Below are 25,020 nucleotides of genomic sequence, written 5' to 3' on the forward strand. Positions count from 1 at the left end.
GTCTGATTATAAGCTGGCGATTAAAGCATGCGACGGGGAAAAAAACAGTGATGCAGGCAAGGCTTCCGGGGAAAGCAATGCAGCCGGCCCACCGGGGGCCGGCGCAAAATCATTATGGCAGCACTTTCGCTGACAGAATGACGATAGGTTTACTTGGAACGTTTTGGTATGGCCCCACGTTGCCGGTCGGCGCCTGGGAAATTTTATCTACCACGTCCATGCCTTTAACCACCTTGCCAAACACCGCGTAACCGAAATCGCGCTGGCCGTGATCCAGGAAGGCGTTATCCGCCACGTTCAGGAAGAACTGGCTGGTAGCACTGTCTTTATCGGCGGTACGCGCCATCGAAATAGTGCCACGCAGGTTACGCAGGCCATTATCCGCTTCGTTCTTGATCGGTGCCTGAGTGGATTTTTGCTGCATATCGGCAGTAAAGCCGCCGCCCTGAACCATAAAGCCCGGGATCACGCGGTGGAAAATAGTGTTGTTGTAGTAGCCGCTGTTCACGTAGTCGATGAAGTTCTTGGTGGAAACCGGAGCCTTCTGACTGTCGAGCGCCAATTCGATATTCCCTGCTGAGGTGGTCAGCATGACATGAGTTTCACCGGCAGCGAGCGCAGCGGGTGCCATTGCTGTCAGGGAACACAGCGCAACGAGGGTCACTAAAGTACGTTTGAACATTAACGGGTCCTTTCTCTAAGAGACAAACAACGGAAAAGCGCTTTGATTCTAAAGAGCTGACCCTGCGAGTGCCAGCCATTTACCTATATTTACGCAATTGTGGGACTTATCTCAGCCAGCCCCGAATTTTACTGCCAAAAGTATGATCGCCTTAGACCTTTTTGCCAACTGCATCACGCATTTTTTGCCCTTTTTACGCCTTGCTCGCTTTTTGCGACACAACTCCCGGTTTCATTTCCTGTTCCGGTTAATCTAAAGAAATGAGAGCGCTCTCATTTTAAGAATGACAGCGAAAGTAACGAATATCCGCCGGCATTGCCGCCGCGCAATAACAGGAGAAATAATGTGAGTGAATTGATGACTGAAATCAGCCCCGATTTTGAAAGCACCATCATGGAGCTGCTGGTGTTCTCCGGTGGTGCCCGCAGCAGTGCGTTGATGGCCTTGCAGCAGGCACGTGCCGGTGACTTTACCGCCTCAGCCAAGCACATGGCCGAGTCCAAACAGTCGGTGAAAAAGGCGCATCTTATCCAGACCCAACTGATCGGCATGGATGAAGGCTGCGGCAAACTGGCCATCAACCTGATTACCGTTCATGCCCAGGATCATCTGATGAACGCCATGGTGATCCAGGATCTGGCGGATGACATGATTGAACTCTACCGCCGCCAGGCTCAGATGGAGGTTCGCGCATGAGCGCCTTGAAAATCGCCGTGATCGGCGGCGGCAGCAGTTACACGCCAGAATTGGTTGATGGGTTGATCCAACGTATCGAAGAACTGCCGGTGACCGAACTGGCGCTGGTAGATGTTGAACCCGGCCGCGAAAAGGTAGAGATCATTGCTGCGCTGACCGAACGCATGCTGGCACGCCATGGCCTGGAGCAGGTCAAAGTCAGCGTGCATTTCGAACTGGATGAGGCTATTCGGGACGCGAACTTCGTCCTGACCCAGTTCCGCGTCGGCCAGCTGCCGGCACGCGCCGCCGACGAGCGCTTGGGGCTGAAATACGATCTGATAGGCCAGGAAACCACCGGCGTCGGCGGCTTTGCCAAGGCGCTGCGCACCATACCGGTGATGCTGGATATCGCCCGCAGAGTGGAAAAACTGGCGCCGGATGCCTGGATCATCAACTTCACCAACCCGGCCGGCATCGTTACCGAAGCGGTCTCACGTTACACCAAAGCGAAAATCATCGGGCTGTGTAACGTACCGATCAGCATGCACCATATGATTGCCAACATGCTGAAAAGCCCTTCTCAAGAAATACAGCTGCAATTTGCCGGGCTGAACCATATGGTCTGGGTTCATCAGGTGCTGCAAAAGGGGCAAGACGTCACCGGTAAGGTGATCGACATGCTGTGCGATGGTGCCGCGTTGACCATGAACAACATCAAGGAAGAGCCTTGGCAGCCGGACTTCCTGCGCGCCGTGGGGGCAATCCCTTGCCCGTACCACCGCTATTTCTACCAAACCAAAGAGATGCTGGCCGAAGAAATTGCCGCGGCGGCCGAGCGCGGCACCCGTGCCGAGCAGGTGATGAAAGTAGAGAAAGAGCTGTTTGAGCTGTATGCCGATCCACACCTCGACAGCAAACCGGAACAATTAAGTTTCCGCGGCGGATCATATTATTCGGAAGTCGCGCTGGAGCTAATTCGTGCGATCCATAATAATCTCGGCACGCAATTAGTCGTCAATACTGCAAACCGTGGTGCCATTCGCGGTTTACCGGACGATGCTGTGATAGAAACCAACTGTATTGTCGATGCTCAGGGCGCCCATCCGCTGACCTTCGGCACGCTGCCGGATTCCATGCATGCGCTGACTCAACAGGTGAAAGCCTACGAGCGTCTGACTATCGAAGCCGCAGTGCATGGCGATCGCCGTAGCGGTCTGCTGGCGTTAGTGACCAATCCGCTGGTCGGTAATGCCAATGTGGCCCAGCCGCTGCTGGATGAAGTGTTGGCGGTGAATGCGCCTTATCTGCCACAGTTTAAATAACCACCGGGCCAGCCGCGGTTGCTGATACATTGCTATAACTAATCTGTAGGGGGTCGATACGTCGACCCCATTTTTGTCGTAATCAGGAGTCGGATGATGGTGACACTGGAAGATGTCGCAGCCTTGGCGGGCGTGTCCCGCGCCACCGTGTCCCGCGTAGTGAATGGCGACACCAACGTTAAAGGGCAGACCCGCGAGAAAGTGGAACGCGCGGTGGCCCAGCTCGGTTACACCCCCAACCCTGCAGCACGCGCACTGGCCTCCAGCCACAGCAATACCCTCGGGCTAGTCACGACCTCATATCGCGGCGGTTTCTTCGGCGCGCTGATGGACTTCGTGCAAACCGAAGCAGAATCCCATGGCAAACAGTTACTGGTGACCCAGGGCCGCAACAGCGCCGAAAACGAATGGCAGGCGATTCAACGGCTGTTCAGTCTGCGTTGCGACGGTGTGATCCTCCATGTCCGCTTCCTCAGCGACGACCAACTGCGTCAGTTGGCAACAGAGCAACGCCCTTTTATCCTGCTCGATCGTCTGGTGCCCGGTCTGGAAGACCGCTGCGTCACTTTCGATCATCCGCGCGCCAGCCGCATGGCGACCCAACAGTTGATTGATGCCGGCCACCGACGCATCGCCTGCATCAGCGGCCCCCGCGATCGCCCCTCCAGCCACTTGCGACTGCAGGGATTTGAACAGGCAATGCAGGCAGCGCACATCAAACCGGTTGCCTGCGTCGAAGGGCTTTACGATTTGGAAAGCGGCTATCGCTGCGCCGATCTGCTGTTGCAAATGAAAACCACGCCTACCGCTATCTATTGCTGCAACGAAGAAATGGCCATCGGCGCATTGCTGGCAATCAACGAACACCGCCTACGGGTTCCGCAAGATATCTCGCTGATCTGTTACGACAGCGGCGAACGTGCACCTTTCGTTCGACCGGCGCTGACCAGCGTACATTTCCCGATTACCGAAATGGCGCAATACGCGGCAAGGCGGCTGATTGATCCGACCACGCCTGAGGTCAGCTTCTCACCGATCGTCATCAGTCGAGATTCCATCGTGACGGTGAGCTAACAGATCACAAAAATATTTCACCACCGCTCATTCATTGCATCAAAAAATCGACAGCCATCACAAAAACTCCCGTTGTCTGTGCTAGGATCCGCTCCCTGGTGGCCTGATCGGGACTTTTTTCTGCTTTTGCCAGGAAAAGCCAGCGGCCTTATGCCAGTTTTAAACTCCTAACAGACATAATCAGGCCTATATAATGAATGACAGCAACCGTCTACGGCTTACCTGGATCAGCTATTTTTCTTACGCGCTGACCGGTGCTTTAGTTATCGTCACAGGGATGGTGATGGGGAACATTGCAGAGTACTTTAATCTGCCGGTTTCCAGCATGAGCAATACCTTTACCTTTCTTAACGCCGGTATTTTGATTTCGATCTTCCTCAATGCCTGGCTGATGGAAATCATCCCGCTGAAACGTCAATTGATGTTCGGCTTTGTGCTGATGGTGCTGGCTGTCGCCGGGTTGATGGTCGGCAAAAGCCTGACCATGTTCTCGTTGTGCATGTTCGTCCTTGGCGTGGTCAGCGGTATCACCATGTCGATAGGCACCTTCTTGATCACCCATATGTACGCCGGCCGCCAACGCGGTTCGCGCCTGCTGTTCACTGACTCCTTCTTCAGCATGGCCGGGATGATCTTCCCGATTGTTGCCGCAATGCTGCTGGCTCGTCAGATCGGCTGGTACTGGGTGTACGCCTGCATCGGCTTGCTGTATGTAGGTATCTTTGTGCTGACCCTGTTCTCCGAGTTCCCGGTGCTGGGCAACAAAGGCGCCGACGCCGGCCAGCCGGTAGCAAAAGAAAAATGGGGTATCGGCGTGCTGTTCCTGTCGATCGCCGCACTGTGCTACATCCTCGGCCAGCTTGGTTTCATCCAGTGGGTGCCGGAATACGCCACCAAGTCATTCGGTATGGATATCAGCCAGGCCGGTAAACTGGTGAGCGATTTCTGGACCTCATACATGGTGGGCATGTGGGTGTTCAGCTTTATTCTGCGCTTCTTCGATTTGCAGCGCATCGTCACCATTCTGGCCGCTTTGGCGACCGGTGCGATGTACATGTTCGTCAGCACCGACAATCCGGAACACCTGGGCTACTACATTATGGCTCTGGGCTTCGTCTCCAGTGCGATCTACACCACGTTGATCACTCTGGGCTCACTGCAGACCAAGGTTTCTTCACCGAAACTGGTTAACTTCATCCTGACCTGCGGCACCATCGGCACCATGCTGACCTTCGTGGTCACCGGCCCGATCGTAGCGAAAGGCGGCGCGCATGCAGCGCTGACTACCGCTAACGGCCTGTACCTGGCGGTATTCGTCATGTGTCTGCTGCTCGGTTTCGTGACCAAGCACCGCAGCCACGGTCACGTGACGCACTAACCTGCCGACGTGATGTAAAAAGGGCGCCTTGGCGCCCTTTTTTTATGCTGAAACCGGTGCCTTAACGCCGGAAATCCACCTTCTCATCCTGTGCCAGATACAGCGTGGTTTCGGCTGGCTGAGTCTCGGCAATCACCGCCCCCTGCCGTATCGAATAGCGCACCGGCGTCTGTCGACGCACCGCGTCAAAACCGCTTTCCGCCGGCAGAATCACCAGGTTGGCACTGTTCCCTGCCGCCAGGCCGTAATCGGTCAGGTTCAACGTCCGGGCACTGTGGCTGGTGATCAGTTTCAGCCCGTCGTCGATCTGGCCGTATCCCATCAGTTGGCACACATGCAGCCCCATATGCAGCACCTGCAGCATGTTGGCGGTCCCCAGCGGGTACCAGGGGTCGAACACATCGTCATGACCAAAGCAGACGTTGATATTCGCCTCCAGCATCTCTTTCACCCGGGTGATGCCGCGCCGCTTCGGGTAGCTGTCGAAGCGCCCCTGCAGGTGGATATTCACCAGCGGGTTAGCAACAAAGTTGATGCCTGACATTTTCAGCAGGCGGAACAGCCGTGAAGCATAAGCGCCATTGTAAGAGTGCATCGCCGTGGTATGGCTGGCGGTCACTTTGGCATCCATGTCCAGCTTCAGCGCCAGCGCCGCCACGGTCTCGACAAATCGCGACTGTTCGTCGTCAATCTCATCGCAGTGGACATCCACCAGCCGATCGTATTTCTGCGCCAGAGCAAACGCCTTATGCAGCGACTCCACGCCGTATTCCCGGGTGAATTCAAAGTGCGGGATGGCCCCTACCACGTCGGCACCCAACCGCAGCGCCTCTTCCAACAGGGCTTCGCCGTTGGGATAAGACATGATGCCCTCCTGCGGGAAGGCGACGATTTGCAGCGTAACCCAGGGGGCCACTTCCTGCTTCACTTCCAGCATCGCACGTAGCGCCGTCAGGGTCGGGTCCGAGACGTCAACATGGGTACGCACGTACTGCACGCCGTTGGCGATCTGCCATTTCAGCGTCTGCCAGGCGCGTTGCTTGACGTCCTCATGGGTCAGCAGTGCCTTGCGTTCCGCCCAGCGTTCAATGCCTTCAAACAGGGTACCTGACTGGTTCCAGGCCGGTTGCCCGGCGGTTTGGGTGGTATCCAGATGGATATGCGGCTCGACAAATGCCGGCTGCGCCAGCCCGCCCTGCGCATCCAGCACGTCGTTGCGCCACTCCTGCCCTTCCGGCTGCGGCACGATATGAGCGATGCGCCCCTGTTCAATGGCCAGTTGCCACAGCCCTTCATGCCCGCTTAAACGCAGGTTATCGATAAACTTCAATGGACTCTTGGCCACGCTTCACCTCTGCTGTTCCAGCCTGTTTTATTCATCATACTGGCAGCGGATCAGACTGACAAAGCGCCCTTGCGGTTATTACCCCACCCCTTACTCCCAAATAAGTAGAATTCGCATTAACTGGCTCGTTTCAGCTAAAGGTGAATAAAAACCGCAACTTATCAAATATCGATAAAAATCATCCATATACCACATAAGAGGTATATGGAGGGGCGATTGATTTGCATCAATAAATTGCCCGTAGGGAGGAATAAGGTAACGCTAGGAAATCAGAATTTTGAGGCAATAATGAGCAGAGTCAAACTTGCTGTCATCGGTAACGGCATGGTCGGCCACCGGTTTATCGAAGATCTGTTGGAAAAAGCAGACAAAGACCAGTTCGACATCACCGTATTTTGTGAAGAACCGCGCATCGCCTACGACCGCGTGCACCTGTCTTCTTATTTCTCCCACCACACCGCCGAAGAGCTCTCGCTGGTTCGCGAAGGCTTTTACGAAAAACAGGGCGTAAAAGTGCTGGTCGGCGAGCGGGCCATCACCATCAACCGCAGTGAAAAAGTTATTCACTCCAACACCGGCCGCACGGTGTACTACGACAAGCTGATCATGGCCACCGGCTCTTACCCGTGGATCCCACCGATCAAGGGTTCAGACAGCCAGGACTGTTTCGTCTACCGCACCATTGAAGATCTCAACGCCATCGAAGCCTGCGCACGCCGCAGCAAACGCGGTGCCGTAGTCGGCGGCGGCCTGCTCGGTCTGGAGGCCGCAGGCGCGCTGAAAAGCCTGGGCGTAGAAACCCACGTCATTGAGTTTGCGCCGGTGCTGATGGCAGAACAGCTAGATCCGATGGGCGGCGATCAGCTACGTCGTAAAATCGAACGCATGGGCGTCAAAGTTCATACCGGCAAAAATACCCAGGAAATCATCAACGGCGGGGAGCAGGCGCGCAAAACCATGCAGTTCGCCGACGGCACCGCACTGGAAGTCGACTTTATCGTCTTCTCCACCGGTATCCGTGCCCAGGACAAACTGGCCCATCAGTGTGGGCTAGCCACCGCACGCCGGGGCGGTATCGTGATTAACGACAGTTGCCAAACCTCAGATCCGGACGTTTACGCCATCGGCGAATGCGCCTCATGGCGCGATCGCACCTTCGGCCTGGTTGCACCGGGCTATAAAATGGCACAGGTAACGGCTGACCATCTGCTGGGGCGCGAAAACACCTTCCTGGGCGCAGACATGAGCGCCAAGCTGAAATTGCTGGGTGTAGACGTCGGCGGCATCGGTGATGCCCATGGCCGCACCGAAGGGGCGCGCAGCTACGTTTATCTGGATGAAAGCAAAGAAATTTATAAACGTATCGTCGTCAGCGCAGACAACAAGACCCTGCTCGGCGCAGTGCTGGTGGGCGACACCAGTGACTACGGCAACCTGCTGCAGCTGGCGTTAAACGCCATCGAACTGCCGGAAAACCCGGACGGTCTGATCCTGCCGTCGCACGCAGGCAGCAAGCCGGCGATTGGCGTCGAGTCGCTGCCGGAAACCGCGCAAATCTGCTCCTGTTTCGACGTCAGCAAAGGCGATATCATCAAGGCGGTCAGCATGGGCTGCCACACAGTCGCCGCCATCAAGTCTGAAACCAAGGCCGGTACCGGCTGCGGTGGCTGTATTCCTCTGATCACCCAGGTGCTGAATGCCGAACTGACCAAACAGGGCATCGAAGTCAACCATCACCTGTGCGAGCACTTTGCTTATTCACGCCAGGAGCTCTACCACCTGATCCGCGTCGAAGGCATCAAATCCTTCGACGAACTGCTGGCCAAATACGGCAAGGGTTACGGCTGCGAAGTGTGTAAACCTACCGTTGGCTCACTGCTGGCCTCCTGCTGGAATGAGTACGTGCTCAAACCGCAACATACGCCGCTGCAGGACACCAACGACAACTTCCTCGGCAATATCCAGAAAGACGGCACTTATTCGGTGATCCCACGCTCCGCCGGCGGTGAAATCACGCCGGACGGTTTGATGGCGGTCGGCCAGATCGCCAAGGAATACAATCTGTACACCAAGATGACCGGCTCTCAGCGCATCGGCATGTTCGGCGCGCAAAAAGACGACCTGCCGGCTATTTGGAGCAAACTGATTGCCGCCGGTTTTGAAACCGGCCACGCCTACGCCAAGGCGCTGCGCATGTCGAAAACCTGCGTTGGCAGCACCTGGTGCCGCTATGGCGTCGGCGACAGCGTCGGGTTTGGCGTCAAGCTGGAACACCGCTACAAAGGCATTCGCACCCCGCACAAAATGAAGTTTGGCGTTTCCGGTTGCACCCGTGAATGCGCCGAGGCGCAGGGCAAGGACGTCGGTATTATCGCCACCGAAAACGGCTGGAACCTGTACGTCTGCGGCAACGGCGGCATGAAACCGCGCCATGCCGATCTGCTGGCGGCTGACCTCGACAGCGAAACGCTGGAGCACTACCTCGATCGCTTTATGATGTTCTATATCCGCACCGCCGATAAGCTGCAGCGTACCTCGGTATGGCTGGAAAGCCTGGAAGGCGGCATCGATTACCTGCGCAAAGTGATCATTGACGACAAACTGGGCATCAACGCTCAACTGGAAGCCGAAATCGCCCGCCTGCGCGATGCGGTGATCTGCGAGTGGAAAGAAACCGTTGAGCACCCCGAATCTCAGGTCCGCTTCGCCCACTTTATCAACAGTAGCCAGCGCGATCCGAACGTCCAGGTGGTCGCCGAACGCGAGCAGCACCGCCCGGCCCGTCCGGATGAACGCATTCCCGTCACCCTGTTGGAAACCGAGGAGAACAACGCATGAGCCAGTGGACAACCCTTTGCCCTATCAGCGATATCCTGCCAGGTACCGGCGTGTGTGCCCTGATTGGCGACCAACAGGTGGCCATCTTCCGCCCCTACGCCGACGATCAGGTCTTTGCCATCAGCAATATTGATCCCTTCGCCCAGGCCAGCGTGTTATCACGCGGGCTGATCGCCGAACATCAGGGTGAGCTGTGGGTCGCCAGCCCGTTAAAAAAACAACATTTCCGCCTGCACGACGGTTACTGTCTGGAAGATGACAGCCGCTCCGTCGCGCATTTCGCCAGCCGGGTTTTGGACGGCATGGTGCAGGTCGCGGCCTGATATTTCTACTTTAACCTCAGGGGAAGCAGCATGTTCACCGATACCATCAACAAATGCGCCGCCAATGCGGCGCGCATCGTCCGGCTGGCAAAACACAGCCCGCAGGGCTTTTGGATCAGCTCGGCAATGGCCGGGGCCTACGTCGGCCTCGGCATCATTTTGATCTTCACCCTCGGCAATCTGGTCGATCCCTCCCTGCGTCCGCTGGTGATGGGGGCCACCTTCGGCATCGCGCTGACGCTGGTGATCATCGCCGGTTCCGAACTGTTCACCGGCCACACCATGTTCCTGACGCTCGGCGTCAAGGCCGGCACCATCACGCAGGGCCAAATGTGGGCGGTCTTGCCGCAGACCTGGTTAGGCAACCTGTTGGGCTCGGTGCTGGTGGCGCTGATGTACTATTACGGCGGCGGCAGCCTGTTGCCGGTGGACACCAGTCTGGTACACACCGCGGCGTTGGCAAAAACCACCGCACCGGCGGAAGTGCTGTTCTTCAAGGGCGTGCTGTGTAACTGGCTGGTCTGCCTGGCGATTTGGATGGCGATCCGCGTGGAAGGTGCCGCCAAGTTCATCGCCATCTGGTGGTGTCTGCTGGCCTTTATCGCTTCCGGCTATGAACACTCGGTTGCCAATATGACGCTGTTCGCCCTGTCCTGGTTCGGCCATCACAGCGAAGCCTATACCCTGAGTGGCATCGGCCATAACCTGCTGTGGGTGACGCTGGGTAATATCCTGTCCGGCTCGGTGCTGATGGGCCTGGGCTACTGGTACGCCACACCACGTGCCGAACGGCCGCAGGCTGAAAAAGCCGTAACGCGTCAAGCCGCATAATATTCCGGGGCGCTTTGCGCCCCACTGCTGATTGCCCCGAGGATTGCCGATGGATTACCTGCCGATTTTCTGCCAACTGCAACACAAAGCCTGCCTGCTGGTCGGTGGCGGCGAGATTGCCGAACGCAAAGCCCGTTTGCTGCTGGATGCCGGCGCGGCGTTGACCGTCAACGCCTGCAGCTTCAGCCCGCAATTTCACGAATGGGCCGCGCTTGGCCGCATCACGCTGGCAGAAGGCGAGTTCAGCGCGGCGTTGCTGGCGGAAAAGTGGCTGGTGATCGCCGCCACCGATCGAGTGGAAGTCAACGCGTTGGTGTATCAATGCGCCAACCAGCAACGGGTGTTCTGCAACGTCGTGGATGATCCCAAGCGCGCCAGCTTTATCATGCCATCGATTATCGATCGCTCGCCGATTATGGTCGCGGTGTCTTCCGGCGGTAAAGCGCCGGTGCTGGCGCGGCTGCTGCGAGAAAAACTGGAGGCCATGCTGCCTCAGCACCTTGGCAAGCTGGCGCAACTGGGCGGCTCATTGCGTCAACGGGTGAAAAAGCACTTCTCTGACATCGGCGCACGCCGTCGTTTTTGGGAAAAACTGTTTGCCCACGACCGCCTGGCGCAGTCTTTGGCCAATGATGACCAACCGCTGGCGGATCGGCAGATCGAGGAGCTGTTTAGCCATCAACAGCAACAATTCGGTGAAGTGGTACTGGTGGGTGCCGGACCGGGTGACGCTGGCCTGTTGACCCTGAAAGGCCTGCAGCAGATCCAGCAGGCTGACGTGGTGGTTTATGACCGCCTGGTCTCCGATGAGGTCATGACGCTGGTGCGTCGCGATGCCGAGCGCATTTTCGTCGGCAAACGTGCCGGCAACCATTGCGTGCCGCAAGATCAGATTAACCAAATCCTGCTCGAGCAGGCGCAACAAGGTAAGCGCGTGGTACGACTGAAAGGCGGTGACCCATTCATCTTTGGCCGCGGCGGTGAAGAGCTGGAAACGTTGGCCGACGCCAATATTCCGTTCTCGGTGGTGCCGGGCATTACCGCGGCTTCCGGTTGCTCAGCCTACAGCGGTATTCCCCTCACCCATCGCGACCATGCGCAAAGCGTACGCCTGGTGACGGGGCACGCCAAGCGCGATGGCGGGTTAAACTGGTCAACGCTGGCCGCCGGGCAGCAAACGTTGGTGTTTTACATGGGCCTGACGCAGGCGGCAGAGATCCAACGCCAACTGATCGCGCACGGTATGCCGGCCTCCACCCCGGTGGCGCTGGTAGAAAACGGCACCTCTTGTCGTCAAAGGGTGATCGAAGGGGAACTGAACCAGCTGGGAACCCTGGCCATGCGAGCTGCCAGCCCAAGTTTGATCATCGTCGGCAGCGTGGTGAGCCTGCGCAGCAAGCTGAACTGGTTCTCCAGCCAGGAATCACCACAGCCACTGGCGCAAATGGCTTGATTCAGACGTAAAAAAAGCGGCCAATGGCCGCTTTTCTTTTATGGCGAGGATCACTGTGGCGACACGAAGCCAACCGCCTGGTAAACCTTGGCCAACGTTTCCTGTGCACGCGCACGAGCCTTGGCCGCACCGTCACGCATCACCTGCTGCAGCAAGGCCTCGTCATTGCGGAAACGGTGGTAACGCTCCTGCAGCTCACCCAGCATGCCTGATACCGCTTCGGCTACCGCACCTTTCAGATGGCCGTACATCTGGCCTTCAAACTCGGCTTCCAACTGAGCGATGCTCTTGCCGGTCACACCGGCGAGAATATCCAGCAGGTTTGATACCCCTGCCTTGTTCGCCACGTCGTAACGCACTACCGGCGGCTCTTCGGAGTCAGTCATCGCACGTTTGATTTTCTTGCTCACCGCTTTCGGATCTTCCAGCAGGCCAATCACGTTGTTGCGGTTATCGTCCGACTTGGACATTTTCTTGGTCGGCTCTTGCAGCGACATCACGCGAGCGCCGGACTTGGGAATAAACGGCTCAGGGACTTTGAACACCTCACCGTACAGCGCATTGAAACGCTGACCAATGTCACGGCTCAGTTCCAGATGTTGCTTCTGGTCTTCACCGACCGGAACCTGGTTGGTCTGGTACAGCAGGATATCCGCCGCCATCAGCACCGGGTAGCTGAACAGGCCGGCGTTGATGTTTTCCGCATAGCGTGCGGATTTGTCTTTGAACTGGGTCATGCGGCTCAGTTCGCCGAAATAGGTATAGCAGTTCAACACCCAGCTCAGTTGCGTATGCTCCGGCACGTGAGACTGTACGAAGATGGTGCTCTTTTGCGGGTCGATGCCGCAGGCCAGATACAGCGCCAGCGTGTCCAGCGTAGCTTTGCGCAGTTTTTCTGCGTCCTGACGTACGGTGATCGCATGCAAATCAACGATGCAGTAGATGCAGTCATAATCGTCCTGCATTTTCTCCCACTGACGCAGGGCACCCATGTAGTTGCCAATGGTCAGTTCACCGGACGGCTGTGCGCCGCTAAATACGATGGGCTTACTCATGTTTAAATTTCCTGATTCTCTAAAGATGACAGCCCAAGAGCGGGCAACAAATCGGCAAAGCGCTCCAACACGCGGTCGGGATGGCTCAGGGCAATTGCCTCGCCGTAGTTATAACCGTAGGTCAGCGCGGCGCTAGGGCAGCCAGCCGCCTGCGCCGCCTGAATATCGTTGCGGGAATCGCCCACAAACAGCAACTCGTTGGTGCGCAGACCCAACTTGCCGAGGACCAGATACAGCGGTGCCGGGTGCGGTTTCTTTTCCACCACGTCATCGCCGCCGATAATCAGCGAAAAGTCATCGAGAATGCCCAATGCGGCCAACAGTGGTGCGACAAACGGCGTCGGTTTGTTGGTCACCAGCGCCATGGGATACCCTTGCGCAGCTAATTGGGCCAGCGTTTCCTTCACCTGCGGAAACAGACGGCTGCCGCTGTCCACGGTTTGCGCATAGAAGTGATCAAAACGTTCGCGCAGTTGTTGGCAGTGTTCCGGGGTGGCTTCCACCTCAGCCCAGCGCAGCGCGCGTTGTACCAGCACGTCTGCGCCATTGCCAATCCAGGTGCTGACCCGGTCTTCGCCGGCCTGTGGCAAACCCATTTCCGCCAGCGCCATATCAATAGCGGCCGCCAATCCCGGCGCGCTGTCTACCAGCGTGCCATCGAGATCAAAGGCCAGAGCGCGGATGGCACTAAAATCAGCCATGCGTCACCTTCGCCAGTTCGCTACGCATATCATCAATCACCCGGCGATAGTCCGGCTTGCCGAAGATGGCTGAACCGGCGACAAACATGTCTGCACCGGCTGCGGCGATTTCGGCGATGTTGTCGACTTTCACGCCGCCATCCACTTCCAAACGGATATCGCGACCGCTTTCATCGATCAGCTTGCGCACCTGGCGCAGCTTATCCAAAGTGCCGTGGATAAACGACTGGCCGCCAAAGCCAGGGTTGACCGACATCAGCAGGATCACGTCGATTTTGTCCATCACGTAATCGAGATAGCTCAGCGGCGTCGCCGGGTTGAATACCAAGCCGGCTTTACAGCCGTGCTCTTTAATCAATTGAATGGTGCGATCGACGTGTTCGGAGGCTTCCGGATGGAAAGAGATGTAACTGGCACCCGCTGCGGCGAAGTCCGGCACTATGCGGTCTACCGGCTTCACCATCAGATGCACGTCAATCGGTGCGGTGATGCCGTAGTTACGCAGCGCCTGACAAACCATCGGCCCGATGGTCAGATTGGGAACGTAGTGGTTATCCATCACGTCGAAGTGCACTACGTCGGCACCTGCGGCCAGCACGTTGGCCGTGTCTTCACCCAGGCGAGCAAAATCTGCCGACAAAATGGACGGGGCAATCAAAAATTTTTTCATCCGCTATCTCCAAACGTAGGGTTCGAATTTGTTATACGCCGGGGCGTAACCCCGGTTTAACGATAAAGCGCCAAAAGTTCATTCACTTTGCTGCGGCCGAGAATATTGCGGCTGATGGTGCGACGCGCTTTCACAACAAACAGCGAGGCGTGCTGATACCAGTCACGCGTCAGTTCGGTATCGTGGTTGGAAATCAATACCGGCACCTGGCTTTCAACCGAAAGCTGATGCGCCATCAACGCCAGGCTTTGTTGATCGGCCATGCTGAAGCTGTTGGTGTGGTAGGCGGTAAAATTCGCCGTCGCCGATAATGGCGCATACGGCGGATCGCAATACACCACGGTACCACGCTCGGCTTTTGCCATGGTATCCCGGTAATGCTCGCAGACAAAAGTGGCGTTGCGGGATTTTTCGGCGAACCAGTACAGCTCTTCTTCCGGGAAGTACGGTTTCTTGTAACGTCCAAAGGGAACGTTGAACTCGCCACGCAGGTTATATCGGCACAGGCCGTTATAGCAGTGGCGGTTCAGATAAAGAAACAGCAGCGCGCGGCGATAAGGATCGGCACTAGTATTGAACTGTTCGCGCAGCAGGTAAAACTGATCCGACTTATTGAATTCATCGGTGAAAAGAAGGCGGGCATCACGCACGAAGTCATCCGTACGCAGCTTAACGATGTTATACAGGTTAATAAGATCGCTGTTGATGTCGGCGAGAATATAGGCATCGTATTCCGTGTTCAGAAAGACTGAACCCGCACCCACGAAGGGCTCGATTAAGCAGTCGCCTGCTGGCAGATGACGACGAATCTCGTCCACCAGCGGGTATTTTCCACCAGCCCATTTTAAAAAAGCGCGGTTTTTCTTCATGCCGTCAATTAGCTACTTATTATACAATTCAGAGCGGCGGATTGTACTCTGTTTCAGACAGCACATCAGCGCACAAATTTAAGTGATTGATACCCTTCATACTTCAAGCCGCAGCATCGTTGGCCACGCACGGTTATTTGTGCCTGTTTCCAGGCAACTTCAGTCATCTGTCGCGGGTTAACTGGCGCACCCCGATTAACATGGGCGCAGCATGCTGCGCCCCTTAATGTCTGAAACCCCTGCTCTTGCCGTCTGACTGCAGCTTGAAATCTACCGGGTTACTTTTTCAGTTCTTGCTGTACCTGGCGTACAGGTCGAACCCATGGTTTTTTCGCCTGAACATCCGCCGGCAGCGTCGCGATTGCGCGCTTCGCTTCTGCCGAAGAGGCATAGTTGCCACTCACCAGCACATACCAAGGTTTACCGTCACGCTGGGTTGCGTACACCAAATAATGCTGCAGTTTCTGCTGCTTGGCGTAGGCATTGAGCGTATCGGAACGCGAGGCACTGCTCAGTTGCAGAGTGTAATGGCCTGCCGGTGCAGATTGCAGCGAACCCGCGTTACCGCTTACGGCTCCCGCCTTGGCACTTGCCGCTCCCGCTTTGGCGGAAGAGGTAGGCGCCGGTGTATACACCGTGGTTGGCGCTTTGTGCTGCGAGGTCGTAGCCGTCGGCTTGCTGACGGTTTTTGCCGGCATTTTGTGTTGCTGTGGCGCCGTTCCCTGAACCGGACGTACGGTTTCTTTCGCCGTTGCGCCGTTCATCAGAGTCGCAGGAGCCGTCGGCAGGGTCGAAGCCGGCCCCGTCATGCCCTGCGTCGCGGTATCAATCTGCCCCTGCTGGGCCGACAGCGCGTCCGACATATTGCCCGGCAAATCGACCCGTTGCTGCGCGCCGCCCTGCGGCTGCTGCGGTTGCGCTTCCGTCGGGGTGCTGGCGATCGGTGGAACGCTGACGGTTTGCGGCTGCGAACTGCTGCTCACACCGTTATTGTCATTGGTGTCGGTAGTACCACCCGGAACGCCGGAATTACCGGCCGTCAGCGACGAAGAACCGGACAGGTTAATGTCTTTGGCCGCGCCATTTTGCGCGCCTTCCTGGGCCGCTTCATGCTTGGTTGGCGCTTTCAGCGCCGAGCCAATGCCGACAATCAGCAATAACAGCACCAAAATACCGATACCAATCATTAAATGCTGACGCGAAACGGCAAAACGCGGTCCCGGAGCCGGTTTGCGCGAACGTGCAGGACGACGATCGCTGCTATCAGGTCTGAGATCGTCTTCCGGTTTAAACTCATCCATCTGAAACCCTCCAACTAGAGGCAAAAGCCCACCACTGTAGATCTACCGTGGCACGGGCAGATTAACCCGATGATGTCAAAGCGACGCCATGCCTGCTTTGCACATAATTAATATAGATGTAAACGGCGGCTAAGCCACTGTTACTTCGTCCGATTTACTTAGGCATTCCCTGCAGGAAGGCAAGCTGCGATGGAAGCAAGCACCATTTCATGCCCAACTCCGCCGCGGACTTCCGCCTGGCCAATGGCCGTCGGCAGTACCAGACGCAGTTCACCGGCCAGTACTTTCTTATCGCGCATCATATGTGGCAAATAAGATTCCGGTGCCATTTCCTGCGGACCACACACCGGCAAGCCAGCGCGTAATAACAGTGCTTTGATACGTTCAATATCTTCGGCGGAGAACTGACCGAGACGGTGCGCGGTTTCTGCCGCCATCACCATGCCGGCAGCGACGGCCTCACCGTGCAACCATACACCATAGCCCATTTCGGCTTCGATAGCATGGCCGTAAGTATGGCCCAAATTCAGCAGCGCACGCAGACCGCTTTCGCGTTCGTCAGCGGCAACGACCTCAGCCTTAAGTTCACAGCAACGGCGGATGCAATAGGCCAAAGCCTGCATGTCCAACGCCACCAGAGCATCAATATTGTTTTCCAGCCAGACAAAGAAATCGCGATCGAGAATAATCCCGTACTTGATCACTTCAGCCAAACCAGAGGAGAGCTCACGCGCCGGCAAGGTTTTCAGGCAATCCAGATCAACCACGACTGAAGCGGGTTGATAGAAGGCACCGATCATGTTTTTACCGAGCGGATGATTGACGGCGGTTTTACCGCCAACGGAAGAGTCCACCTGCGACAGCAGAGTGGTAGGGACCTGAATAAAGCGGACTCCGCGCTGATAACACGCGGCGGCAAAACCGGTTAGATCGCCTACCACGCCGCCGCCAAGGGCAATCAGCGTGGTATCGCGACCGTGCGGTTTTTCCAACAGCGCCGAGAACACCTGCTCGAGCACGGCAAGAGATTTGTACTGTTCGCCATCAGGTAAAATCACCTGATCCACCATGACGCCAGCCTGTTCCAGCACCTTCCGGACGTGGTCCAGATAGAGTGGCGCCAGGGTTTGGTTGGTGACCAGCATAACCTGCTCACCCGCCTTCAGCGGCATAAAAGAAGCCGGATCGTTGAACAATCCGGCGGCTATGGTAATCGGGTAGCTGCGCTCCCCAAGCGTTACGGTAATTCTCTCCATGTCGCGCTCAGTTCTCAGTGTGGTTTATCCCCGCTACTGCGGGGAACACAATCAGTCTTTCCGCATTTGCCGTGGCGAACACGGAAACCGCAATCAGTTGCTTTCCAGCATGTTGATAATCTGGTTGGCAACCACTTTGGCGCTTTGATCGTCGGTGCGGATGGTGACATCTGCAATTTCTTCGTATAACGGATTGCGCTCTTTCGCCAGCGCTTCAAGCACTTCACGCGGAGGAGAATCAACCTGCAGCAGCGGACGCTTTTTGTCGCGCTGGGTTCGGGCCAATTGCTTCTCGATAGTGGTTTCCAGGTACACCACTACGCCACGCGCCGACAGACGGTTACGCGTTTCACGCGATTTAACCGAACCGCCGCCGGTAGCCAGCACGATGCCTTGCTTTTCCGTCAGTTCATTAATGACTTTTTCTTCACGATCGCGGAAACCTTCTTCACCTTCCACGTCGAATACCCAGCCCACGTCAGCTCCGGTACGTCGCTCAATTTCTTGATCGGAGTCGAAAAACTCCATATTGAGTTGCTGAGCTAACTGACGGCCAATAGTGCTTTTGCCGGCACCCATAGGCCCAACCAGAAAGATATTGCGTTTCTCTGCCATGTTTTTCGGTATTACTAAGACAATTCGTTAATGTTAACCCGCCCCGCCAATCAAATCAGCGGCGGGACCTAAACTGAAACCTCATGAACGATAGTGCGAGATCAGACGGAAAATTATCTCAACACTCTTGGTAGTTTGGCAACCGAATAAATCGCAATCCACGCCGCAGGAGGGAAACCATACGTTTTTAACGGCGTCTTGGCGCTAACAAAAAAACCTCGGTGCTCAATTCGGTAACCCTTGTAAGCTAAATCGGTCGCAGCGTCAAACGCAGATGCCCCCAAGGCGATAAAAAAGTGCATCTGCTCATCAACTTTAGGTGATTTCCCACGAACCTGACACATTGCCGCTCAGGCCTTAATCAATGTCGGAGTAATGAATATCACCAGCTCACGCCGTTTATGCTGCTTGCTGCTCTGTTTGAACAAAGATCCCAGCAGTGGCACATCGCCAATACCTGGCACCTTATCTGCCCCCTGGGCGCTATGGCGCTGAAATACGCCGCCCAAAACAATGGTTTCGCCATCTTTCACCGTCACCTGGGTTTTGATCTCCTGCTTATCTATCGCCAGCGTCTCGCCTGCCGCGCGGCTGATGGAGCGCCCCGGCATGTTCTGACTGATTTGCAACGTCAGGGTAATACGGCCATTTGGCAAAATTTTTGGCGTCACCTCCATGCCCAGCACCGCCTCTTTAAATTCTATCGATGTCGCCCCGCTGGCACCGCTGTTCACCTCATAGGGAATTTCCGTCCCTTGCTTGATACTGGCGGTCTGCAGATTGGCGGTCAGCAGGCGTGGGCTGGCGATAATTTCCACCCGGTTCTCCTGTTCCAGCGCCATCAGTTCCAGATCGAGCAAACGGCCACCGATTCGTGCCAGATGAAAACCGGCGCTGACGGCGCTACGCTCCAACGGCAACGCCACGTTGAAGCCATCCAATTGCCATGACTTTGCTGGCCGCTCGTCCGGCGCCAGCCCCCAACGCACACCAAGCTCCCGCAAGCTTTCGCTGTTAATAGTGACGATATGCGCCGCTAACTGCACCTGCGCCAATGGCACATCCATCTCCGCGATCCGCTGCGTCAATAACGCCACTATCGGTGCGGTATCGCGGAGCAGCACGGCATTGGTGCGTTTGTCCGCCACCAGGCTGCCCCGCTCACTCAACAAGGTACCGTCCTGAGCATTCAGATTTTCAGCAATCTCCGTCGCATCGGCATGATTCAGCGGCAGGGTCACGCTGTGTAATGGCTGTTTTTGCGCTAAAGCCAGCTGTTGTCGTTGCTTTTCCTGTTCGCTTGGTTCGGGAAACACCATCATCACGTTGCCCTCCAGCGTCATAGTCAGTTTCCCCATGCGTAAAATCACGGCCAGCGCCTGCCGCCAGGGTACCTTATCCAACCGCAGCGTCAGGTTTCCCCCCACGCCTGCGGCGGTGACAACATTAAGCTGCTGATGATCCGCCAGCGCCTGCAATACCACAGCCACAGGCGCATCCTGAAACTCCAGAGAAATGGGGTCAGGCTCCTGTGCTATGCTTGCGAACGCACTCCCCCACAGCAAAGCTGCAAGCCAACGACATCCTTTCATTTTTCTTCCTTATGCTTTCCCAACGCCAACACCACCCTATCCTCGGCAACCGAACAGGCCGGATTACTCTGAACCGCGCTTAACGTCACTTGCCGCTCCAGTATCTGCTCAACCTGCCAACGCCCAGCCAGTAGCGTTTGGCTGGGTTTGACTCGCAACCACTTTCCGCCCGGCGTAACTATCCAGGCAAAACGCAGCCTCTCGTGTCCGAGGGTACCTTTTAAGCGCCAATTCACCGGCGACTCTGCCGCAGCAGGACAGTCGGGGGAAGGCAGCGGTCGAAAAGGATCCCGTGGCTGCGCCAGCAGCGCCATCGGTAGCAACAACAGCCAGAATCCAAGGTTTTTATTCATAGGGGGCAACCCGCACAGCCTCAGCCACATCCTGGAAAGTGAAATGCACCGACATCCCCTCCGTCTGCGTTTCAACAGTCATCTGATCGATGCGTAGCCTGGTAGGCAATTTTTCCAGCAGCCTTAATAAGCTGCCGTACTCAAGATGCAGCCGTAGGGCTTGCCGCGAGGCATTTTCCTGCTGCTGCCAGCGTTGCAGCCCGGCCCCCACTTGCTGCAATACGTCCAGCAACGCTGCATTAGCCACCGGTGAGGGCTTAATCTGTTGCAGTTGTTGATTGAGAGCCTCCATTGTCGGCATCCGGGCCAATTGTGCCCACAGCGGAGACATTTGTTGCGTTAGGCGTTGCCGCTCCACCTGGGTCTGCCCCAGTTGCTGCCATTTGTCCTGTAGCAGCAGAAGGCCGAACAGCAGGATCGGGCCGCTCAACGCCAGCCACTGCATCAGCAACAGCTTCCACCCCGGCAGGTGCAAGCATCTCGTTAGCCAGCGCGGTAGAGGCTTATTCATCCCGCCCCCACTGTGCCGTCAGGGTAAATGAAAACAAACCATCCTGACGCTGCACCACCTCAGTCAGGCGGCCGTGCTGCAACAACGGCAACGCAACTAGCCGTTGTTCAAACTGAGTCACCGCCTCATAACGGCGGCTCAGGCCCCGCAGACGGATATTTTGTGCATTAGTATCCAATGCGATAAGCCACAACGCTGCGGGCAACAGGGGCGACAGCTGTTGCAGCAATTGAAGGTAACGTCGGTTGCGCACCCCATTTATGCCCTGTTGCTCCACCTGCGCGGTTAAGCTTGCCAGGCGAGCCATTGCCCGTTGCCGTTGCTGAAAACGTTCCGTCAATTCCGTCTGCTGCCGGACCAGCGTCAAAAGTGCCAGATACTCTTGATCCTGCTGACGGTTTAACAACCCCAAAACCCCCGTCAGCACCGCCGCAGCCAGCGCCAGTTGCAACACCAACAGGCGCAACCAGAAAGTGGCGCGCCGACGCTGAGCTCGAGTGCGCCAGGGCAAAAGATTAACCTGATACATCAGCTAGTTGTCCTCTGTGCGCAGCGCCAAACCCCCGGCTAATACAAATGCCGCCGGTATAAGGGGCTGCGGTGGACGCAGCTGACTAAAAGCGCTAAATGGAGACCAGGACAAACATCCTGGTGGAGGCAGCTCATCCAGCACGCTGCTATAGTAAATTTGCTGCGTAGCAAGTGGCTGGCAGACAGCATGCATTGCCGCCAGCGCCTGACCCGCCTCTGTGGCCTCCACCATTGGGACAACCCCATAGGCAAAGGACCTAGAAGGTGATGCAACCCATAACCACTCCAGCTCGAGGCGATGCAGCAAACCGGTTTCGGTCGACACGCCTGCCGCTGTCGCCATCGTGCGAAGCGCGCAAGGGGTAATATCCACCGCCTGCGGCTGTAAATTGGCTTGGTGCAAGCAATGCAGCCACTGTTCCAGCTCCTGCTGTCGCGCAGCGGTAAGCAGCAAAGTGGCAGCGTCTGCCGGTGATGGACGGTAATCCAGAGCCAGCGACTGGCTGTCCAGCGGGAACTGTTTTAATCCCTGACTGGTGATGTATTCACCGCGAGCCGGCTCTTTCAGCCTGGCGTCCGGCAGCGGCATCTGCTGCTGTAAAACCCGCTGCGCGGGCAAAGCAATGCGTAAGGAAATATGTCTTGGTAACTGAATTCGCCATTGTCGCAGCGCCTGAATCAGCAGCTCGGGGTGTTCGAGGCAGCCTTCTCGCAACACCGGTTGCGGTAGCCTTTGTTGCCACCAGTGACGCAGTTGCCAACCGTTGCGGCGGCGCTGTACCGCCAGGGCGCGAATGCAGTGACTTTGTATATCCAGCCCCACCTGCCATGCTTGAGTGAACATATTTCGCCCGACCTCCATATCGTCAGATGATAAAAGAACATATCCATGTTGCAGGCTTGCCTTTATACTACCGCGCGGTTGTTTATAAACTGCCCAAATGACATGAAAATGGGAAATCTCAGGTGAAGTTCGTAAAGTATTTACTAATCCTTGCAGTGTGTTGCATCGTGTTGGGGGCAGCCTCGATCTTTGGCTTGTACAAATATGTCGAGCCACAGTTGCCTGACGTTGCGACGCTGAAAGATGTGCGGCTGCAAATACCGATGCAGGTTTACAGCGCCGACGGCGAACTGATCGCCCAATACGGTGAGAAACGCCGTATTCCGCTGAAGCTGAACCAAATTCCACCGGTTATGGTGCATGCGTTTATCGCCACCGAAGACAGCCGCTTCTATGAGCATCATGGCGTCGACCCGGTCGGTATCTTCCGTGCCGCCTCTATTGCGCTGGTCTCCGGCCATGCGTCCCAGGGGGCGAGTACCATTACCCAGCAGTTGGCGAGAAACTTCTTCTTAAGCCCGGAACGCACCCTGATGCGAAAAATCAAGGAAGCTTTCCTGGCGATTCGCATCGAACAGATGCTGAGCAAAGACGAAATTCTCGAGCTGTATCTGAACAAAATCTATCTGGGGTATCGCGCCTATGGCGTGGGTGCCGCGGCTCAGGTTTATTTCGGTAAAGACGTTAGCCAGCTCACCTTAAGCGAAATGGCGACCATCGCCGGCTTGCCGAAAGCACCGTCTACCTTCAACCCGCTTTACTCCCACGATCGCGCCGTCGCGCGCCGCAACGTGGTGCTGTCGCGCATGATGGATGAGCATTACATCACTCAGGCGCAGTACGATCAGGCCCGTAGCGAAGAACTGGTGGCCAACTACCATGCACCGGAAATCAGCTTCTCCGCCCCGTATCTCTCCGAGATGGTGCGTCAGGAGATGATCAAGCGTTATGGCGACAACGCCTATACCGACGGTTACAAGGTCTACACCACCATCACCAAAAAGCTGCAGCTGGCGGCGCAGGAGTCGGTACGCAACAACGTGCTGGCCTACGATATGCGCCACGGTTACCGCGGCCCGTCCAACGTGCTGTGGAAAGTCGGTGAAGCGGCGTGGGATCAAAAACAGATCGTCGATTCGTTGAAGAATCTACCGAACTACGGCCCGCTGTCTCCGGCGGTGATTGTCTCGGCCAACGCCGAAGAAGCGACGGCCATGATGGCTGACGGCAGCCACATTGCGCTACCGATGGCGACCATGCGTTGGGCGCGTCCTTACAAATCAGATACTCAGCAGGGCCCAACGCCGAAACGCGTCACCGACGTAGTGCAGGCCGGTCAGCAAGTCTGGGTACGTAAGGTGGGCGAAAATTGGTGGCTGTCACAGGTGCCGGACGTCAACTCGGCCCTGGTGTCGATCAATCCGAATGACGGGGCCGTGAAGGCGCTGGTCGGCGGGTTCGACTTCAACCAGAGCAAGTTCAACCGCGTTACCCAGGCGCTGCGTCAGGTCGGTTCCAATATCAAACCTTTCCTGTACACCGCCGCGATGGACAAGGGCCTCACCCTGGCAACCATTCTGAATGACCTGCCGATCACCCGTTGGGATCCGGGCGCCGGTACTGACTGGCGACCGAAGAACTCACCGCCAACCTACGATGGGCCGATTCGCCTGCGTCAGGGGCTGGGGCAGTCTAAAAACGTGGTAATGGTACGTGCGATGCGTGCGATGGGCGTCGACTATGCGGCAGAATACCTGCAGCGTTTCGGCTTCCCGGCGCAGAACATCGTGCACACCGAATCACTGGCGTTAGGCTCCGCGTCGTTCACCCCTATGCAACTGGTGCGCGGCTATGCGGTTCTGGCTAACGGCGGTTACCTGGTGGATCCGTACTTTATCACCAAGATTGAAGACGATAGCGGCAACACGGTGTTCGAAACCAAGCCGAAGATTGTCTGCAGCAGCTGTAATCTGCCGGTGATCTACGGTGATACCCACCGTTCCGCCGTACTTTCTGAAGACAATATTGAAAATGTCGCTACGTCGCAGGAAGGCAAGAATGGCAGCGTGCCGATGCCGCAACTGGAGCAGGTGACTCCGGCTCAGGTGCTCCAGGATGGCGATCAGCAGTATGCGCCACACGTGATCAGCACCCCGCTGGCGTTCCTGATGCACGACGCGCTGAACAGTAACATTTTCGGCGAACCGGGCTGGATGGGCACCGCATGGCGTGCGGGCCGTGACCTGAAGCGTCGTGATATCGGCGGCAAAACCGGTACCACCAACAGCTCGAAAGATGCCTGGTTCTCCGGTTATGGCCCGGATACCGTGACCTCGGTATGGATTGGCTTTGATGACCATCGCCGTGATCTTGGCCGTGCTACGGCTTCAGGCGCGATACCGGATCAGATTTCCGGCGGCGAGGGCGGTGCGAAGAGTGCACAGCCGGCATGGGACGACTTTATGAAAACCGCGCTGGAAGGCATTCCGGAGCAGAAGGTCACTCCACCACCGGGCATCATCAGCGTCACCATCGACAAGAGCAGCGGCAAGCTTTCTGGCGGCGGCGGCGGCAGTCGCTCCGAGTACTTCATCGAAGGGACTCAGCCAACGGACTACCCATCGCGAGATACCGGCACGACGTTGACGGATCCTGGCGGCGAGAGCCACGAGCTGTTCTAACAAAAAAAAGGCCAGAGAAATCTGGCCCTTTTTTTATCTATGACCCGTCCTGAATAGCGTTGACACATTTTACTCACGCACAGAGGAAAATGTGATGAACCAGTATGTTAAACGCAC

The 25,020-nt window shown here is 56.6% G+C and carries 24 protein-coding genes; 9 read left to right on the top strand and 15 right to left on the bottom strand.

The features are described from left to right. Positions 1–112: 112 nt before the first annotated feature. On the bottom strand, positions 113–682 hold the full coding sequence (ppiA, locus tag AC1RKG_RS23750; RefSeq protein WP_020837308.1) for a peptidylprolyl isomerase A: 570 nt from the start codon (positions 680–682) through the stop codon (positions 113–115). A 357-nt stretch (positions 683–1,039) separates the two neighbouring features. Here ppiA and AC1RKG_RS23755 point away from each other — a divergent pair, with 357 nt between their 5' ends. From AC1RKG_RS23755 to tsgA, 4 genes are all read left to right on the top strand, one after another. Then, positions 1,040–1,378, top strand: coding sequence for a PTS lactose/cellobiose transporter subunit IIA (locus AC1RKG_RS23755; RefSeq protein ID WP_041415733.1), 339 nt, complete (start codon positions 1,040–1,042; stop codon positions 1,376–1,378). Then, positions 1,375–2,682, top strand: a complete 1,308-nt coding sequence (locus AC1RKG_RS23760) for a 6-phospho-beta-glucosidase (RefSeq protein WP_046372486.1) — start codon at positions 1,375–1,377, stop codon at positions 2,680–2,682. Before AC1RKG_RS23755 ends, AC1RKG_RS23760 begins: the two co-directional genes overlap by 4 nt. 96 nt (positions 2,683–2,778) lie before the next feature. Beyond that, positions 2,779–3,756: a LacI family DNA-binding transcriptional regulator gene (locus AC1RKG_RS23765; protein ID WP_041415734.1), complete on the top strand. Its 978-nt coding sequence runs from the start codon at positions 2,779–2,781 to the stop codon at positions 3,754–3,756. 193 nt (positions 3,757–3,949) lie between these two features. Further along, positions 3,950–5,134, top strand: coding sequence for an MFS transporter TsgA (gene tsgA, locus AC1RKG_RS23770; protein ID WP_020837315.1), 1,185 nt, complete (start codon positions 3,950–3,952; stop codon positions 5,132–5,134). 61 nt (positions 5,135–5,195) lie between these two features. Here the strand turns inward: tsgA and AC1RKG_RS23775 are convergent, their stop codons facing one another. Continuing rightward, positions 5,196–6,464, bottom strand: coding sequence for a cytosine deaminase (locus AC1RKG_RS23775; RefSeq protein ID WP_493183797.1), 1,269 nt, complete (start codon positions 6,462–6,464; stop codon positions 5,196–5,198). Between the two features lie 303 nt (positions 6,465–6,767). Here AC1RKG_RS23775 and nirB point away from each other — a divergent pair, with 303 nt between their 5' ends. The 4 genes from nirB to cysG are packed head-to-tail and all read left to right on the top strand — an operon-like array spanning position 6,768 to position 11,924. Then, positions 6,768–9,317 carry a nitrite reductase large subunit NirB gene (gene nirB, locus AC1RKG_RS23780; protein ID WP_493183789.1) on the top strand — a complete coding sequence of 850 codons (2,550 nt, stop codon included), beginning with the start codon at positions 6,768–6,770 and terminating at the stop codon, positions 9,315–9,317. Continuing rightward, positions 9,314–9,640: a nitrite reductase small subunit NirD gene (gene nirD / locus AC1RKG_RS23785; protein ID WP_020837321.1), complete on the top strand. Its 327-nt coding sequence runs from the start codon at positions 9,314–9,316 to the stop codon at positions 9,638–9,640. Before nirB ends, nirD begins: the two co-directional genes overlap by 4 nt. 30 nt (positions 9,641–9,670) lie before the next feature. Continuing rightward, on the top strand, positions 9,671–10,471 hold the full coding sequence (gene nirC, locus AC1RKG_RS23790; RefSeq protein WP_493183790.1) for a nitrite transporter NirC: 801 nt from the start codon (positions 9,671–9,673) through the stop codon (positions 10,469–10,471). 49 nt (positions 10,472–10,520) lie between these two features. Continuing rightward, the gene (gene cysG / locus AC1RKG_RS23795) at positions 10,521–11,924 is read left to right on the top strand and encodes a siroheme synthase CysG (protein WP_493183791.1); all 1,404 of its coding nucleotides are present in this window, start codon (positions 10,521–10,523) and stop codon (positions 11,922–11,924) included. A 50-nt stretch (positions 11,925–11,974) separates the two neighbouring features. On the opposite strand, the gene trpS is transcribed toward cysG, so the two are convergent. From trpS to pilM, 13 genes are all read right to left on the bottom strand, one after another. Beyond that, complete coding sequence (gene trpS, locus AC1RKG_RS23800) at positions 11,975–12,979, bottom strand: tryptophan--tRNA ligase (RefSeq protein ID WP_142816260.1); 1,005 nt, start codon at positions 12,977–12,979, stop codon at positions 11,975–11,977. A gap of 2 nt (positions 12,980–12,981) precedes the next feature. Beyond that, positions 12,982–13,680 (bottom strand): phosphoglycolate phosphatase, encoded by a 699-nt coding sequence (locus tag AC1RKG_RS23805; RefSeq protein ID WP_046372482.1) that lies wholly within the window; start codon positions 13,678–13,680, stop codon positions 12,982–12,984. Further along, positions 13,673–14,350, bottom strand: a complete 678-nt coding sequence (gene rpe / locus AC1RKG_RS23810) for a ribulose-phosphate 3-epimerase (RefSeq protein WP_020837326.1) — start codon at positions 14,348–14,350, stop codon at positions 13,673–13,675. The genes AC1RKG_RS23805 and rpe overlap by 8 nt, the downstream gene beginning before the upstream one ends. A gap of 56 nt (positions 14,351–14,406) precedes the next feature. After that, positions 14,407–15,219 (bottom strand): adenine-specific DNA-methyltransferase, encoded by an 813-nt coding sequence (gene dam / locus AC1RKG_RS23815; protein WP_128865271.1) that lies wholly within the window; start codon positions 15,217–15,219, stop codon positions 14,407–14,409. A 278-nt stretch (positions 15,220–15,497) separates the two neighbouring features. Then, positions 15,498–16,520, bottom strand: coding sequence for an SPOR domain-containing protein (locus tag AC1RKG_RS23820; protein ID WP_493183792.1), 1,023 nt, complete (start codon positions 16,518–16,520; stop codon positions 15,498–15,500). 158 nt (positions 16,521–16,678) lie between these two features. Beyond that, entirely contained in the window at positions 16,679–17,776 is a 1,098-nt protein-coding gene (gene aroB, locus AC1RKG_RS23825; RefSeq protein ID WP_020837329.1) for a 3-dehydroquinate synthase, read from the bottom strand. A gap of 93 nt (positions 17,777–17,869) precedes the next feature. Next, positions 17,870–18,391 (bottom strand): shikimate kinase AroK, encoded by a 522-nt coding sequence (aroK, locus tag AC1RKG_RS23830; protein ID WP_004391482.1) that lies wholly within the window; start codon positions 18,389–18,391, stop codon positions 17,870–17,872. Between the two features lie 113 nt (positions 18,392–18,504). Further along, the gene (locus tag AC1RKG_RS23835; protein WP_020837331.1) at positions 18,505–18,735 is read right to left on the bottom strand and encodes a hypothetical protein; all 231 of its coding nucleotides are present in this window, start codon (positions 18,733–18,735) and stop codon (positions 18,505–18,507) included. Positions 18,736–18,741: 6 nt separating this feature from the next. Beyond that, the gene (gene hofQ, locus AC1RKG_RS23840; protein WP_130016886.1) at positions 18,742–19,983 is read right to left on the bottom strand and encodes a DNA uptake porin HofQ; all 1,242 of its coding nucleotides are present in this window, start codon (positions 19,981–19,983) and stop codon (positions 18,742–18,744) included. Further along, on the bottom strand, positions 19,980–20,336 hold the full coding sequence (locus AC1RKG_RS23845; protein ID WP_116691646.1) for a HofP DNA utilization family protein: 357 nt from the start codon (positions 20,334–20,336) through the stop codon (positions 19,980–19,982). Before AC1RKG_RS23845 ends, hofQ begins: the two co-directional genes overlap by 4 nt. Beyond that, a complete protein-coding gene (locus tag AC1RKG_RS23850; RefSeq protein ID WP_493183793.1) occupies positions 20,329–20,847 on the bottom strand; it encodes a hypothetical protein in 519 nt (172 codons plus the stop codon). The genes AC1RKG_RS23845 and AC1RKG_RS23850 overlap by 8 nt, the downstream gene beginning before the upstream one ends. Continuing rightward, a complete protein-coding gene (locus AC1RKG_RS23855) occupies positions 20,840–21,376 on the bottom strand; it encodes a PilN domain-containing protein (RefSeq protein ID WP_493183794.1) in 537 nt (178 codons plus the stop codon). The genes AC1RKG_RS23850 and AC1RKG_RS23855 overlap by 8 nt, the downstream gene beginning before the upstream one ends. A 3-nt stretch (positions 21,377–21,379) precedes the next feature. Next, the gene (pilM, locus tag AC1RKG_RS23860) at positions 21,380–22,222 is read right to left on the bottom strand and encodes a type IV pilus biogenesis protein PilM (protein WP_493183795.1); all 843 of its coding nucleotides are present in this window, start codon (positions 22,220–22,222) and stop codon (positions 21,380–21,382) included. Between the two features lie 122 nt (positions 22,223–22,344). Here pilM and mrcA point away from each other — a divergent pair, with 122 nt between their 5' ends. Further along, positions 22,345–24,903 (top strand): peptidoglycan glycosyltransferase/peptidoglycan DD-transpeptidase MrcA, encoded by a 2,559-nt coding sequence (gene mrcA, locus AC1RKG_RS23865; RefSeq protein WP_128865277.1) that lies wholly within the window; start codon positions 22,345–22,347, stop codon positions 24,901–24,903. The last annotated feature ends 117 nt before the right edge of the window (positions 24,904–25,020 follow it).

The organism is Serratia sp. GW822-FHT06D09, from assembly GCF_058799515.1.

What these genes read in the sequence shown, in the direction of transcription:
- ppiA (WP_020837308.1), bottom strand. Translation starts at nt 682, where the DNA reads ATGTTCAAACGTACTTTAGTGACCCTCGTTGCGCTGTGTTCCCTGACA.
- AC1RKG_RS23755 (WP_041415733.1), top strand. Translation starts at nt 1,040, where the DNA reads ATGACTGAAATCAGCCCCGATTTTGAAAGCACCATCATGGAGCTGCTG.
- AC1RKG_RS23760 (WP_046372486.1), top strand. Translation starts at nt 1,375, where the DNA reads ATGAGCGCCTTGAAAATCGCCGTGATCGGCGGCGGCAGCAGTTACACG.
- AC1RKG_RS23765 (WP_041415734.1), top strand. Translation starts at nt 2,779, where the DNA reads ATGGTGACACTGGAAGATGTCGCAGCCTTGGCGGGCGTGTCCCGCGCC.
- tsgA (WP_020837315.1), top strand. Translation starts at nt 3,950, where the DNA reads ATGAATGACAGCAACCGTCTACGGCTTACCTGGATCAGCTATTTTTCT.
- nirB (WP_493183789.1), top strand. Translation starts at nt 6,768, where the DNA reads ATGAGCAGAGTCAAACTTGCTGTCATCGGTAACGGCATGGTCGGCCAC.
- nirD (WP_020837321.1), top strand. Translation starts at nt 9,314, where the DNA reads ATGAGCCAGTGGACAACCCTTTGCCCTATCAGCGATATCCTGCCAGGT.
- nirC (WP_493183790.1), top strand. Translation starts at nt 9,671, where the DNA reads ATGTTCACCGATACCATCAACAAATGCGCCGCCAATGCGGCGCGCATC.
- cysG (WP_493183791.1), top strand. Translation starts at nt 10,521, where the DNA reads ATGGATTACCTGCCGATTTTCTGCCAACTGCAACACAAAGCCTGCCTG.
- trpS (WP_142816260.1), bottom strand. Translation starts at nt 12,979, where the DNA reads ATGAGTAAGCCCATCGTATTTAGCGGCGCACAGCCGTCCGGTGAACTG.
- AC1RKG_RS23805 (WP_046372482.1), bottom strand. Translation starts at nt 13,680, where the DNA reads ATGGCTGATTTTAGTGCCATCCGCGCTCTGGCCTTTGATCTCGATGGC.
- rpe (WP_020837326.1), bottom strand. Translation starts at nt 14,350, where the DNA reads ATGAAAAAATTTTTGATTGCCCCGTCCATTTTGTCGGCAGATTTTGCT.
- dam (WP_128865271.1), bottom strand. Translation starts at nt 15,219, where the DNA reads ATGAAGAAAAACCGCGCTTTTTTAAAATGGGCTGGTGGAAAATACCCG.
- AC1RKG_RS23820 (WP_493183792.1), bottom strand. Translation starts at nt 16,520, where the DNA reads ATGGATGAGTTTAAACCGGAAGACGATCTCAGACCTGATAGCAGCGAT.
- aroB (WP_020837329.1), bottom strand. Translation starts at nt 17,776, where the DNA reads ATGGAGAGAATTACCGTAACGCTTGGGGAGCGCAGCTACCCGATTACC.
- aroK (WP_004391482.1), bottom strand. Translation starts at nt 18,391, where the DNA reads ATGGCAGAGAAACGCAATATCTTTCTGGTTGGGCCTATGGGTGCCGGC.
- AC1RKG_RS23835 (WP_020837331.1), bottom strand. Translation starts at nt 18,735, where the DNA reads ATGTGTCAGGTTCGTGGGAAATCACCTAAAGTTGATGAGCAGATGCAC.
- hofQ (WP_130016886.1), bottom strand. Translation starts at nt 19,983, where the DNA reads ATGAAAGGATGTCGTTGGCTTGCAGCTTTGCTGTGGGGGAGTGCGTTC.
- AC1RKG_RS23845 (WP_116691646.1), bottom strand. Translation starts at nt 20,336, where the DNA reads ATGAATAAAAACCTTGGATTCTGGCTGTTGTTGCTACCGATGGCGCTG.
- AC1RKG_RS23850 (WP_493183793.1), bottom strand. Translation starts at nt 20,847, where the DNA reads ATGAATAAGCCTCTACCGCGCTGGCTAACGAGATGCTTGCACCTGCCG.
- AC1RKG_RS23855 (WP_493183794.1), bottom strand. Translation starts at nt 21,376, where the DNA reads ATGTATCAGGTTAATCTTTTGCCCTGGCGCACTCGAGCTCAGCGTCGG.
- pilM (WP_493183795.1), bottom strand. Translation starts at nt 22,222, where the DNA reads ATGTTCACTCAAGCATGGCAGGTGGGGCTGGATATACAAAGTCACTGC.